The following is a 12,757-nucleotide window of genomic DNA, read 5'->3' on the forward strand; positions in this document are numbered from 1 at the left end:
ATGTACCATACATGGGAGTTATTTTTATTTCTTGTCGTTCTTTACGTTTACTTTTTTCAGCTTTTCAAATATTCCTATTGAGAGCTTGTGTTCATTTTCAGCCGCAGGAACGGGATAATAATCTGCCGTGTCGGGGGAGAGCCCTTTCTTTTTCAGCAGGTTCTCTATAAATTCCTGGGCAAAGGCGTATATTACCGCAAATATTGGCACGCCAAGCACCATTCCCGCAAAGCCGAACAGTCCGCCGCCAAGGAAGATGGCCACCATTACCCAGAATGCGGGGAGACCTGTGGAGTCACCCAGAATGTAGGGACCAAGGATATTTCCGTCAAACTGCTGTATCGCAACTATCAGGATAACAAAGGGGATAGTCTGTGACGGCTCGGAAATGAGCAGCAGCAGTGCGGAGGGTATCGCTCCGATAAAAGGGCCAAAAAACGGGATAACATTCGTTACACCTACGATAACGCTTATGAGCACCGAATATTCCAGCTTCATGAGCTTCATTGCCACAAAGCATATCATACCGATGATAAAGGAATCCAGTATCTTTCCGTTGATAAATCCGTTGAGGGAGTTGTTTGTTTTTCTGAAAGCTCTCAGCATATTGTGGCATATCTTCTGGGGGAATATTGCCGTCATAAGCTTTTTGCCCTGAGCAAGGAATTTTTCCTTGTCAAGCAGCAGATATACCGCAACGATAAATCCGATGATAAAGTCCTTTAGACCTGCCAGCAGTCCCACAGCGCCGTCTTTCAGCTTTACAGCCCAGTCGCCCACCTTTGGGATAAGGTTATTTACGGCGGTAAGCACGGCGGACTGGATATCATTGAGCTGATTATTAAGATATGTTACTATCTCGGGATATTCCGCCAGAGTGGTATTTACCCAGTTGTAGATGTTGTTCATATAGTTCTGGGCGTTGTTGAAAATGTTCATCAAGCTGTCCAGAACCTGCGGCACGATTATTGCGACCAGTGTGCATATCACCGCTATGCCGAAGATTATGGCAAGCACGGTGCTTATAAATCTGCAAAGCTTGGGGTGGGGCTTTTTTCTTTCAAGCAGTTTTTTGAACTGCCTTTCCGTCCGCATCATAACAGGGTTCAGCAGATATGCAATCGCTATGCCCCAGATAACGGCGCTTATTGTGCCGAGCACAGTTCCCAGTGCGCCCATTATCACCGAGAATTTTGATACAACTATTACCAGTGCAAGGCATATGGCAAAGGTTATTACCGTATATACCGACACTGTGGTGTATTTGCTGTTCCAGTCAACCTTCATAGGCATTATCCTTTCCGTTGTGACAAACGCCTTGTGCGTATCACACAATACAGATTATACACCATTTTGCGACATTTGTAAACAGTGTAAGAGTAAAAATACCGTAAAAAAGAGAATGCCGCTGTCTTTTAAAAGACAGCGGCGGATATCACTTATTATTCTTCCGGCTTATCCTCGGGGTCAACCTCTACCTTGATCTCGGGAGCTTCTTCACCTGCAGCGTCAGCCTTTACGGTGTCCTCGTGGTCGATGACCTCTTCGGTCTCCTCAGCGGGAGCTTCCTCAACAGGCTCGGGCTTTTCGATCTTAGTGCCGCACTTGCCGCAGTAGTCGTTCTCGGCATCTACCTCAGCACCGCAGTTCTGGCAGAGCAGAACACCCTTTATCTTACGGACGTGCTCCTTGAGAGCTTCGATGGAAGCCTTCTTTTCGGAAACCTTGTCAAAAAGCTCCTTCATGGTATCACAGCAGGGATTGTCAAGATTGTTGTCATAATAGGTCTTGCCGATCTCCAGATAAAGCTCGTTAATTGCTCTCTCCTCGGAAGAGATCTTGAAGTTAGCCTTTACAACATCTGTACCAAGCTTAGTCTTTTCGCCTACAGCCTTGCCTGCATTGTTGATAGTTTCTGCAAATTTTTCAAACATGATTTTTTCCTCCTGTTAATATGGTTATGTTTTCGGAAACCGCAGACGGTGCTTAACGCCTTCTGCATCGCTTCCTTGTGTTGGCTTTCTTGCTATGTTCTCAGTATAACCCACAAAAGCAGTTATGTCAACAGGTTACAGCGATTTCTCATTTTTGTGAATCACTTTTTAATCTTCTTTTAATCTGCACAGTATTCTTTAATAATGAGAGGTACCATATAGCCTGTATTGAGGTAAAATGCTTTCATGGGATAAACAGCACCCATGTGACCTATGTGATACCTTTTGCGAAGCTCTTCTATGATATCATGGTCGGACATACCGCTGTTGTGCCAGTCTATGACGTGGTTTTTCGTCCACTCGAACTCATACAGCGCATTTTCAAAATACTTTCTGCATTCCTCTGCGCCGTCCAGCATTCCCCAGTGGGGAAGAACGATATGCTCTGCTCCCAGAGCCGCAGCCTTTTTCAGTGACTGTTCACCCTGCTTAAAGCCTGTGAGCAGTATGGGAGCCGCCGCAGTGCCGTTGTAAACTCCCAGAGTTTCGGACGAAAAGAGTGTCTTGCTTTCACGGCAGTAAAATCCGATAGAGCACTTTGTATGACCCGGGAAAGCCATTGTTTCAAGCTTCAGACCGCATACATCAATGACCTCTCCGTCCTTTACCACCTTATCCACATGGAGCCTGTCCGTGCAGTCGGTGAGATATGGCTTTTTGTCGAGCTCATGGGCGGCGTTAACGTCCATCTCGTATATGGTTTTCAGAGCCGTGGGGCGGGTGAACACATAAGCTGTGTATTCGCCTGCGATAACGGGGATATCCCTCCACCTGTCCGCCAGGACAGCACAGCCCATAACGTGGTCGTAGTGTGAGTGGGTGAGAATAATGGCATCGGGCTTCTTTCCACCCAGTATTTTTTCGACCGTATCCGCCATTTCTTCCGCACAGAAGCCGAAGCCTGTGTCGTACATAAATGCCTTATCGCCGTTCTGCACAAGAAGCGCTGCGCTTCCGGGGACAGCGGCGGCATCTGTTACCTTGATATCATTCATAAATACCGCTTTCTGCGGTGGGGTGTTGATCTCAGCCGCTTAATACTATATCATTTCCGTATATAATTATTATAAAATGATAGTGTGAATTTTTATACTGATTATATTTAAAATAGTGTGATTTTATAATTCATAAAGTTAATGAAATATGTACTTTATTGGACTTGACATTGTCCCAAACAACAGCTATACTATACTTAGTAAATAATGTACAATCACATATATGGGAAAGGAAATTGCATATGGAAAAGGTTCTCGACTGGAACAAATACATAGATAAATCTGCCGAAACTGTTTCTGAGGGCATTGTTATGCTCAAGAATGACAACAACGCTCTGCCGCTCCGAAAGGACAGCGAGGTGGCTGTTTTCGGACGTATTCAGCTGAATTATTACAAGAGCGGCACAGGTTCGGGCGGACTTGTCAATGTGTCCCGTGTTATCGGCATAACCGACGGCCTTGAAGAAAGCGGCAGCGTTAAGGTGAATGAGGAGCTGCTGAACGTTTACAAGGAATGGACAAAGGAGCACCCCTTTGATTTCGGCGACGGCTGGGGAGGCGAGCCATGGTCACAGGAGGAAATGCCCGTTGATGACGCTCTTGCTGAGAAGATCTCCAACTTCTGCCAGACTGCGATCGTTATTTTCGGCAGAACAGCAGGCGAGGAGAACGACAACCGCTTTGAAAAGGGCGCATATCTGCTCAGCGATGGCGAGGAAAGTATGCTCCGCACAGTAAGGAAGCATTTCCGGAAGGTCATCGTTCTGCTGAACGTTGGCAGCATCATTGATATGAACTTTGTGGAGGACATCAAGCCCGATGCCGTTCTGTACGTATGGCAGGGCGGAATGATCGGCGGAACAGGAACAGCGGACGTGCTCACAGGCAAGGTATCACCCTCGGGAAAACTGCCTGACACCATTGCGTACTCCGTTTCCGATTACCCCTCTCACGAGTATTTCGGCAATACCCGCCGCAACTTCTACTGCGAGGATATTTACGTAGGCTACAGATATTTTGAGACATTTGCTCCCGAAAAGGTACAGTATCCTTTCGGCTTCGGTCTCTCCTATACAACTTTTGAGCATACTGTTACACACTCTGAGCTGAATGACGGCAAGATAACTATAGAGGTTTCCGTCAAGAACACAGGCAATTATTCGGGCAAGGAAGTTATCCAGCTCTATGCCTGCGCTCCTCAGGGAATGCTGGGCAAGCCTGCAAAGGTGCTCTGCGGCTTTGAAAAGACAAAGCTCCTTGCTCCCGCTGAGAGCCAGATACTTACTATTGAAGTGAATGTTGACGACCTTGCTTCCTATGATGATTCTGGCGTAACAGGACATAAGAGCTGCTACGTGCTTGAAAAGGGTCAGTATATCATCTGCGCAGGCACAGATGTCCGCAGCGCAGAGGCTGCATTCTCCTTTGAGATTGACGAAACTACTGTTGTAAAGCAGCTTACTCAGGCTCTTGCTCCCGTGCTTCCTTTTAAGCGCATGAAGCCCTTTGCGGCGGAGCATAAGCTTAAATTCGTTCCCGTTATGGAAGATGTTCCCACCTCCGAGGTGGACGAAAACGAGAGACGTATTGCAAATCTCCCTGCCGATATTCCCTTTACCGATGATAAGGGCATAAAGCTTGCTGACGTAAAGAGCGGCAAGCACACCATGAGCGAGTTTATCGCACAGCTTTCCGACTATGACCTTTCCTGCATTATCCGTGGAGAGGGCATGGGCAGCCCCAAGGTAACTGCGGGAACAGCTTCCGCATTCGGCGGTGTTTCAGACAGGCTCTCAGCTATGGGCATTCCATGTGCCTGCTGCGATGACGGCCCTTCGGGTATGCGCCTTGACTGCGGCACAAAGGCATTCAGCCTGCCGAACGGCACTCTGCTTGCTTCCACATTCAACCGTCAGCTGCTCAGCGAGCTGTTTGCATTCACAGGCCGTGAAATGGTGGCAAATAAGGTCGAGTGTCTCCTTGGCCCCGGCATGAACATTCACCGTCACCCTCTCAACGGTAGAAACTTTGAGTATTTCTCCGAGGATCCTTTCCTCACGGGCGAGATGGCTTCCGCCCAGCTGGAAGGTCTCCATTCCGAGGGCGTAACAGGTACTATCAAGCACTTCTGCGGAAATAATCAGGAAACAGGCAGACACAATATTGACTCTGTAGTTTCCGAAAGAGCGCTCCGTGAGATATATCTCAAGGGCTTTGAGATAGCCGTAAAGAAGGGCAAGGCACAGACTATAATGACCACCTACGGCTCCGTAAACGGCCTCTGGACGGCAGGCAACTATGACCTTAACACAACTATCCTCAGAAATGAATGGGGCTTTAAGGGCATTACCATGACCGACTGGTGGGCAAATATCAATGAGCGCAGCGTGCCTGTTTCAAAGACCAACTTTGCAGCAATGGCAAGGGCGCAGAACGATGTTTACATGGTATGTGCCGACAGCGCCAACAACGAGGACAACACACTATCCGCTCTTGAAGACGGCACACTGAAAAGGGGAGAGCTTCAGAGGAATGCTGCAAATATCTGCCGCTTCCTGATGGACACTCAGGCAATGAAGCGCCTGTGCGGCGAGGCTGACACCATAAAGATAATCAACCGTCCCGATGACGGCGGCGAGGATCTGGCAGATGTCACCTTCTATAACCTTGATGAGGAGCTTACCCTTATCCCCGAAAACATCTGCACCGACAGAGGAAGTAACTTCACCTTTGCAGTCGATGTTTCTCACCTTGGTAAGTATAAGATAGTTATTACCGCAAGCTCCGAGCAGAGCGAGCTGGCACAGCTTCCTCTCACATTTTTCAGCATGGGTTCGCCAGTTGCTTCCTTTACATGGAACGGCACAGGCGGCAAGCCCGTATCAAAGGAATTTTCTATTTTCCTTTTCTCACGATTTACTTCAATGCGTATTTATTTTGCGCAGAGCGGACTGAAGATACACGATATCAAGTTCACTTTTGTTGATGAGGTATAATAAAACCCTCCCGCAGGCACAAAGTCTGCGGGAGGGTTTTTGCATATGCGGCGAATTATTTATCAGCCGTAAATTTCGGCAGTTCATCAAGTGTGATAACAAGGTCGCTGTTATAAACTTCCTTTAGGTTTTTCTCATCATTGTTTTTGATGTAGTCCGTGTGCCATATCATGAACCATGACCATATGCAGCCGTCCTTTTCAAAATTCTTTACGGAGGGGACATTGCCGCACTCGTGGAATGCCATGGGTTTTTCGGCAGTGTTTATCTTTTCAAGCTTTTTCCACGCCTTTTTATTGGTGGAGTTATCATAGGTGTCCGAGCCGATAATGTCGCAGTAGTCATCGCCCACGTACCAGCCGCTTCTAACATCGCCTGAGTAACCCAGAACCCAGATAAGGTTTGTAAGCCCGAATTTATTGGTGTATCGGTCGTACATCATCTGCCAGAGCTTGATGAAGTTTTCTCCGCCGCCTTTGCCCCACCAGAACCATTTGCCGTCGAACTCGTGGAATGGCCGCCATAAAACGGGAACGCCCGCATCACGAAGCTTTACTAATGCCTCGGCAGCCTTGTCCCAGTTTTCAAGCATTGCCTTGTTTTCCTTGGTGCCTTTTTTAAGCAGCTTATCAAAATCAGGCTCGTCATTAAGGCTTTCCTGATAGCCCAGACCGTTTATGCCTGTGTGCCAGCAGATAGTCACCAGTCCGCCCTTTTCCCACCAGTCCTCTGCACGCTCAACAACGCCGTCAAAATCGGCGTTCATAAAGTCAAGACCTCTCATAGCGGGAAGCTTGCCTGTTGTTTCCTTGATATAATCCATCTCATAATCGGGTGAGTCCATCCATGTGGATTCCTGCTGACAGGACAGCATTACCTTGCCGTAATTGTCGCAGATATAATCATACACCTGCTGAGTTATCTCATCGGCATCTGGATTTGAGAGCTTATGCTCGCTTGTCTTGTGCTTTGTGGAAAGCTCGGTCACAGAAACAGTATTTTCCGCCTGAACTGAGGTATTGTCAGCGCAGCCTACGGCAATAAGACACATCTGTGCGGCTAAAAATAAAGCGGCTAATTTTCTTATTTTCATATTGACCCTCACTTTAATGCGGCTTCGATACGGTCAAGCTCGTCATCTGTAAAGTCAAGATGCTCGATGCACTTAACATTTTCGATTATCTGCTCAGGTCTGCTTGCGCCGATAAGCACAGTCGTTACCGCATTGTTGCGGAGAACCCATGAAAGTGCCATCTGAGACAGTGTCTGACCTCTTTGAGCAGCGATGACGTTAAGGGTGTTGAGGCGCTTTATCATCTTGTCATCAAGTTCTTTGCCTATCCAAGTGTTTCCCTTGCCCACACGGGAATCCTCGGGGATACCGTTGAGATATTTTCCTGTCAGGAAGCCCTGATAAAGAGGGGAGAACACCGAAAGACCTATGCCGTTCTCTGCAGCAAAATCGTCCAGACCGTCCCTTTCTATCCATCTGTTGAGCATGGAGTAGGAGGGCTGATTTACTATAAATGGAGTTTTAAGCTCCTTGAAAATGCCCATTATCTCCTTTGTCTGCTGAGAATTGTAGTTGGATATACCCACATACAGTGCCTTGCCCTGCCTTACGCAGCTGTCAAGAGCCACTGCGGTCTCTTCAAGGGGAGTGCCGGGGTCAAAAACATGGTGATAGAAAATATCAACATATTCCAGTCCCATTCTTTTAAGGCTTTGATCAAGGGAGGATATGAGATACTTGCGTGAACCGTTCCTGTCGCCGTAAGGGCCGTCCCACATCTCAAAGCCTGCCTTTGTGGATATGCACAGTTCGTCACGGTAGCGGCGCATTCCTCTGTCAAGTATCCTGCCGAAATTTTCCTCGGCGCTGCCATTATAGGGGTTGCCGTAGTTGTTGGCAAGGTCAAAGTGAGTTATGCCAAGGTCAAAGGCGGTGTGGACCATTTTCTCCATATTGGCGAACACGCCCTGATAACCGAAATTCTGCCACATTCCCAGAGAAACGGCAGGAAGCTTGAGGCCGCTTTTTCCGCAGCGGTTATAGATCATTTTCTCGTACCTTTTTTCGTTTGGAATATACATATGACCCTTCCTTTCGGGATAAATTTCATATTACCATTATATCACAGCAGGCGTATGTATAAATGTATAATTGATATATAATCTTAAAATAAAAATGACCGTGATGCCAAGACGGTATCACGGTCATAGGTTTATCCGTTGTCGCTGTCACGGATATAAGCAAAGCCTGCATCAAAAAGAGCCCTTGTGTCGTTCCATCTGATAGCTGCGCTCTCGCTTCCAAGACACACGATTATAAGCTCGTGGCCGAAGCGCTCAGCGGTGGCAACAACGCAGTGTCCCGAATAATCGGTCATGCCTGTTTTAAGTCCTGTAGCATAGGTGTAATAGTCATCGCTGTCAGGCTGGATAAGCTTGTTCGAGTTGTTCCAGTAAATGTATTCGCCTGAGAGAAATTCAACTTCACGGTAGGTCTTTTTTCCCGAAGCTGCTATCTCGGGATAATCCTGGGAATAAAGGGTTATCCTCAGCAGATCCATTGCAGTAGTGTAATGGTTATCGTTGTGGAAGCCGTCGGGACAGGTGAAGTTTGTGTTCTTGCAGCCTATCTCCTTTGCCTTTTCGTTCATCTTGTTGACGAACACATTCACAGCCTCCTCTGCGGGGAGAGCTTCATCGCCTGCGATCATCCTGCCCGTAACGGCAGCGGCGCAGTAAGAAGCGTCATTTCCCGAGGGGAGCATTATTGCGTCCAGCATCATCTCTCTGTCAAGCTGACTGCCCACATTGAGATATGCAAGACTGGAGCCGGGCTGTACCAGTGACTGCTCATCTCCTGCAGTGAATACAGTGTCCTTGTCGGTGTATTCCATCATTATGGAAGCGGTCATTATCTTTGTGGTGCTGGCAGGATATGCCTTTTCCTCAGCATTCTTGGAGTAAAGCACCTGACGGCCCTGAACGTCGTACATAACGCAGTAGGGGGTCTGGATTATCATATCTATGGGGTAGCTGTCTTTCTGCTCGAAGATCTCATTTTCAATCTTCATCTCTTCCTCACGCTGAGCCTGATCTATCTCGCTCTGAGTGGGGAGCGCCGCAAGCACCTGATATTCCGAGGCGTCAACCGTAAGCTCGGTAACAGTCTTTATCTGTGAAAGTGCGGAAGCCAGCAGCCATATTCCGCCTGCTGCAAGTACAAGCAGTCCCAGCAGAGTGAGCCTTGCCTTCAATACCTTCTGCCTTTTGGCGGCAGCCGCACCGGTTGGTCTTTTGCCGGAAATTTGTCTCATTTTATATGTATCCTTTCAGCTCTCTTTTTCTAAGCGTTTATGTAAAATATTTTACCATATCCTGCGCATTGATATCAATAGGCATTTTTCACTAATTTTCAGACTGTTTTGCACATCTGTAAGTCCTTTGGGGTCATATTATGCCGAATAATGTTATCTGTCCGATTTTTCGCCCACATCATATGATATAATTATCACAAAGAAACAGAAAGGATGAGCAATATGGCAAATGTTATCTTCCGTTATTCGGTCACACCCTCATACGGCTGCTGCGGAGACAGCGACGGCGGCTTTGCACTCACGCTGACTGACGGCGGCGATGTGGAGTATATGGAGTACAAATTCTGCAAAATAACCGAGTCGTGCAGGCACTTTGACCTGTCTCCCAATGCGGCGGCAGAGATAGGCAGTATCATTTCCGAAAATAATGCCCGCCTTGATGACATTCCGCACAAGCTTGAAAATGGCAGCTTTGACGGGGATATATTTGATATCTCTTTCGGCTCCCGTAAATACCGTGGGCTTAATATCAGCATGACTGACCTTGCCCGCCTGAAAAAGCGCCGTCCCTCATACTATGAAGCAAACAAAAACGCCATTGAGAACGTTAATTTCATAGCTGAGCTTACGGGCAGGATACTTGGCATTATCATAAACGAGATCCCTGAGCTGTAATAAAAATACTGCGGACATTTCTGTCCGCAGCAGAGCTTGTTTATCAGCCGTTGTTTGTAACGTAGTCGTTGATTATCTTTTCAGCGGTCTCAGCCTCGGAGCCGATGATAAAGTAAGCATAGTCTCCGCAGGTACCTACGATAGAGTTGTTAGCCATGTCGATATCATCGGGATACCATGCGTCCTGGTCAATAGCCTTTTGCTGACGTGCCTTCAGGTCTTCCGCAGCAGCATCAACATCATCTGCCTGAATAATGATTATCTCGCTCATAACTGCGCTGATGGGGCACTGCATAACGATCATTTCCTTGTAATTCTCGTTGGAAGCGTCAAGCAGGAAGTATTCGCTGAGAATAGTGGGGTCAGTTACCATATCGAGAGCGGGCCATTCGCTTTCGCTTGTTATCTTTTCGATAATGGGCTTGAGGGAATTTGTAGTGTTCTCAAAGGTCTCGGGAACGGTTGTTTCAGCGTTGTCGTCGGGGTCAACGCCGAATGCGCTGTCATCTTCTGCCGGCTGACCGTCATCGGGCTTTACAGCTTCGCCTTCGGGGAGAGATACATTGGTGTCGGCCTCGGAAACTATCCATGAAGCCTCGGAGTCCTCTGTTTCGTCAGGGGTGCTTTCGACAGGAGTAGTCACGGTAGTGTCGGCACTGGTATCAGATGCCTGTGTATTGTCATTTCCTCCGCAGGCAGTAAGTGTCATTGATGTAACAGCAAGAAGCGTAAAAATCATTGCGATCTTCTTATTCATAGTAATTTTCCTTTCAAAATCAAACTTTGCCGTGCTGCATTTTTCTGCAGCAAGATGATTATATCAGATAGTCGGAAGATAATCAACCTTTACGGGCAAATGTTGTTTTTTTCGTTACCTTTTGTAATCAGTATGTTTGATACAAAGTAAAAGGGCGCTTTCATTATGAAAGCGCCCCCGTTATGTTTTAGCAAAATCAAAGGTCGATGTACAGACCGTCAGCCTTGCCGTTAACAACATAGTAAGCCTTGTTGTCCTCGGGCTTAACATAAACTTCGATGGAGCGAACCTGCTTTCTGGAGTTGTCAGCCTTGTAAGCAGCCTTGCACTTTTCAACGATCTCATCAGCAGCAAACTTGTTTCCGCCGAATTCGATGAAGAGCTTTGCGGTATCCTTTTCGGGAGCCTTCTTGACAGCCTTTTCAGCAGGAGCTTCTTCCTTCTTTGCAGGAGCCTTCTTAGCAGCGGGCTTCTTCTCTTCCTTTTCAGCCTCGGTCTTTACTTCAGCCTTAGCCTCAACGGGAGCCTTTACCTCGGGAGCAGCAGCCTTTGCTTCAACAGGAGCGGCAGCGGGTACAACGGTTTCTGCGGATTTATTTTCGGTGGTTTTTACAGTGTTAGTGTTTGCAAATTTATTGACTTTTTTGTTTGCCATAACAGCATACCTCCAATAATTATACGTTTTCTTCATTATATCACAGGCATTTGGCTTTGTCAAACGTTTTGCATTTTTGCGGAAAAAATATGTGTATATTTACAATTTATTTCGGCAATGAAATGCCTTAATTGTTATAAACAGCTGTAAAAATGCACTGTGAAACGCTTTATCCGCCATTTGAAGCCATAATTGGTCAAAAAATTTACATGACCTGTGTTGACTTTTTACGCCTTCTGTGGTATAATTCTAATGTCAGAAAATACAGCAAGGGTGCTATATTCGGGGTGATTTTTTTCCTTGGAATATTGTACCCTTTTTTATTTTTTTGATTATTTGGAGGAGCAATGTCATCAACAAAAAAGATATTATCCGCTGTCATATCGCTTACCGCAGCGGCGGCTGTTATCACGGCGGTAAGGTATGCCGTTTCGGATAAAAACGCCGAATATACATTCAGCGGATTTTACTTCGATACCGCCGTTACCTGCAAGACTGTTTCTTCTGACGGAAGCCTTTCGGAAAGCTGCAAAAGTATCGTTTCGGAGCTGGACAAAATCGCCTCCGCATATGATGAAAATTCCGCAGTTTATAAGATAGATCACGGCGAAAAATTTTCTCCTGAAAAATATCCCGATATTGGAAATATGCTTAACGGATACAAAAGCTTTGAGGAGAAATTCGGCGAGGGGATAACCCCTTTCTGCGGCAGTCTTACATTGCTGTGGAACATTTCCTCCGATGCGCCGTATGTTCCCACTGAGACGGAGATCTCCGCAGCTTTGGAGAATGTAAATTCTTCCGTCGATTATGACGGCGCTATTCCCGAAGGCTCGCTCCTTGATCTGGGGGCAGGCGCAAAGGGATATGCCTGCGACAGGCTTCTTGAAGCCGCATTGTCCGATGAAAAAGCCGATGAGATAATTTTCTCCACAGGTTCGTCCTCTCTTATGTGGAGCAGAGAGGGCAGAGATTTCACAGCTGCGGTGGTAGATCCCATTAACGGAGGAACCGCTCTTGAATTTCCATGCGGCAGCTCGTTTATCTCCACGGCAGGCGGGTATGAGCGGTATTTTGAGGATAACGGCAGGAAATATACGCATATTATGGATATCCGTACAGGCTATCCTGCCGAGACCGATATTGCTTCCGCAACAGTGATACTTCCCTGCGAAAGCGGCAGTGGTCTTGTGTCCGATCTGCTTTCCACGCTTATATATATCGGCGGCACGGAAAATGCAGAACACTATGCCGAGATATGCGGCGAAAGCTTTGAAGATTACGGCATCATTACCATAGATAACAGCGGAAACGTCACATCATACGGCAGCGTGGATATCGTCAAATGACAGGAGGAAA

General features: G+C 47.0%; 11 protein-coding genes. 3 read left to right on the forward strand and 8 right to left on the reverse strand.

Annotated features, from left to right (window positions below; genetic code table 11):
• Nucleotides 1-24: 24 nt before the first annotated feature.
• From OCV68_RS08080 to OCV68_RS08090, 3 genes are all read right to left on the reverse strand, one after another.
• On the reverse strand, nucleotides 25-1,287 hold the full coding sequence (locus OCV68_RS08080) for an AI-2E family transporter (protein WP_022475986.1): 1,263 nt from the start codon (nucleotides 1,285-1,287) through the stop codon (nucleotides 25-27).
• A gap of 155 nt (nucleotides 1,288-1,442) precedes the next feature.
• Nucleotides 1,443-1,934, reverse strand: coding sequence for a zinc ribbon domain-containing protein (locus OCV68_RS08085; RefSeq protein WP_262571981.1), 492 nt, complete (start codon nucleotides 1,932-1,934; stop codon nucleotides 1,443-1,445).
• 179 nt (nucleotides 1,935-2,113) lie between these two features.
• Complete coding sequence (locus OCV68_RS08090; protein ID WP_147621702.1) at nucleotides 2,114-2,989, reverse strand: MBL fold metallo-hydrolase; 876 nt, start codon at nucleotides 2,987-2,989, stop codon at nucleotides 2,114-2,116.
• A gap of 242 nt (nucleotides 2,990-3,231) precedes the next feature.
• Between OCV68_RS08090 and OCV68_RS08095 the strand changes: the two genes are divergently transcribed.
• Nucleotides 3,232-5,985: a glycoside hydrolase family 3 protein gene (locus tag OCV68_RS08095; protein WP_262571982.1), complete on the forward strand. Its 2,754-nt coding sequence runs from the start codon at nucleotides 3,232-3,234 to the stop codon at nucleotides 5,983-5,985.
• Nucleotides 5,986-6,040: 55 nt separating this feature from the next.
• Here the strand turns inward: OCV68_RS08095 and OCV68_RS08100 are convergent, their stop codons facing one another.
• The 3 genes from OCV68_RS08100 to OCV68_RS08110 form a co-directional block, all read right to left on the reverse strand.
• Complete coding sequence (locus OCV68_RS08100) at nucleotides 6,041-7,078, reverse strand: glycoside hydrolase family 26 protein (RefSeq protein ID WP_262571983.1); 1,038 nt, start codon at nucleotides 7,076-7,078, stop codon at nucleotides 6,041-6,043.
• Between the two features lie 8 nt (nucleotides 7,079-7,086).
• Nucleotides 7,087-8,079, reverse strand: coding sequence for an aldo/keto reductase (locus tag OCV68_RS08105; protein WP_262571984.1), 993 nt, complete (start codon nucleotides 8,077-8,079; stop codon nucleotides 7,087-7,089).
• A 131-nt stretch (nucleotides 8,080-8,210) separates the two neighbouring features.
• Nucleotides 8,211-9,311: a D-alanyl-D-alanine carboxypeptidase family protein gene (locus OCV68_RS08110; RefSeq protein ID WP_262571985.1), complete on the reverse strand. Its 1,101-nt coding sequence runs from the start codon at nucleotides 9,309-9,311 to the stop codon at nucleotides 8,211-8,213.
• 222 nt (nucleotides 9,312-9,533) lie between these two features.
• On the opposite strand from OCV68_RS08110, the gene OCV68_RS08115 reads away from it, so the two are divergent.
• Nucleotides 9,534-9,986 (forward strand): hypothetical protein, encoded by a 453-nt coding sequence (locus tag OCV68_RS08115; RefSeq protein WP_262571986.1) that lies wholly within the window; start codon nucleotides 9,534-9,536, stop codon nucleotides 9,984-9,986.
• A gap of 43 nt (nucleotides 9,987-10,029) precedes the next feature.
• Here the strand turns inward: OCV68_RS08115 and OCV68_RS08120 are convergent, their stop codons facing one another.
• Both OCV68_RS08120 and OCV68_RS08125 read right to left on the reverse strand, forming a co-directional pair.
• Complete coding sequence (locus tag OCV68_RS08120) at nucleotides 10,030-10,743, reverse strand: DUF4358 domain-containing protein (RefSeq protein ID WP_022475978.1); 714 nt, start codon at nucleotides 10,741-10,743, stop codon at nucleotides 10,030-10,032.
• 196 nt (nucleotides 10,744-10,939) lie between these two features.
• Nucleotides 10,940-11,398 (reverse strand): DUF6465 family protein, encoded by a 459-nt coding sequence (locus OCV68_RS08125; RefSeq protein ID WP_262571987.1) that lies wholly within the window; start codon nucleotides 11,396-11,398, stop codon nucleotides 10,940-10,942.
• A gap of 347 nt (nucleotides 11,399-11,745) precedes the next feature.
• Between OCV68_RS08125 and OCV68_RS08130 the strand changes: the two genes are divergently transcribed.
• A complete protein-coding gene (locus tag OCV68_RS08130) occupies nucleotides 11,746-12,747 on the forward strand; it encodes an FAD:protein FMN transferase (RefSeq protein ID WP_262571988.1) in 1,002 nt (333 codons plus the stop codon).
• Nucleotides 12,748-12,757: the final 10 nt, after the last annotated feature.

Origin of the sequence: Huintestinicola butyrica, assembly GCF_025567215.1 — a bacterium.
In the GTDB taxonomy this organism is placed as follows: Bacteria; Bacillota; Clostridia; order Oscillospirales; family Ruminococcaceae; genus Huintestinicola; species Huintestinicola butyrica.

Coding starts and splice junctions, on each gene's coding strand:
- OCV68_RS08095 (WP_262571982.1), top strand. CDS start 3,232: ATGGAAAAGGTTCTCGACTGGAACAAATACATAGATAAATCTGCCGAA.
- OCV68_RS08130 (WP_262571988.1), top strand. CDS start 11,746: ATGTCATCAACAAAAAAGATATTATCCGCTGTCATATCGCTTACCGCA.
- OCV68_RS08125 (WP_262571987.1), bottom strand. CDS start 11,398: ATGGCAAACAAAAAAGTCAATAAATTTGCAAACACTAACACTGTAAAA.
- OCV68_RS08090 (WP_147621702.1), bottom strand. CDS start 2,989: ATGAATGATATCAAGGTAACAGATGCCGCCGCTGTCCCCGGAAGCGCA.
- OCV68_RS08105 (WP_262571984.1), bottom strand. CDS start 8,079: ATGTATATTCCAAACGAAAAAAGGTACGAGAAAATGATCTATAACCGC.
- OCV68_RS08080 (WP_022475986.1), bottom strand. CDS start 1,287: ATGAAGGTTGACTGGAACAGCAAATACACCACAGTGTCGGTATATACG.
- OCV68_RS08085 (WP_262571981.1), bottom strand. CDS start 1,934: ATGTTTGAAAAATTTGCAGAAACTATCAACAATGCAGGCAAGGCTGTA.
- OCV68_RS08120 (WP_022475978.1), bottom strand. CDS start 10,743: ATGAATAAGAAGATCGCAATGATTTTTACGCTTCTTGCTGTTACATCA.
- OCV68_RS08115 (WP_262571986.1), top strand. CDS start 9,534: ATGGCAAATGTTATCTTCCGTTATTCGGTCACACCCTCATACGGCTGC.
- OCV68_RS08110 (WP_262571985.1), bottom strand. CDS start 9,311: ATGAGACAAATTTCCGGCAAAAGACCAACCGGTGCGGCTGCCGCCAAA.
- OCV68_RS08100 (WP_262571983.1), bottom strand. CDS start 7,078: ATGAAAATAAGAAAATTAGCCGCTTTATTTTTAGCCGCACAGATGTGT.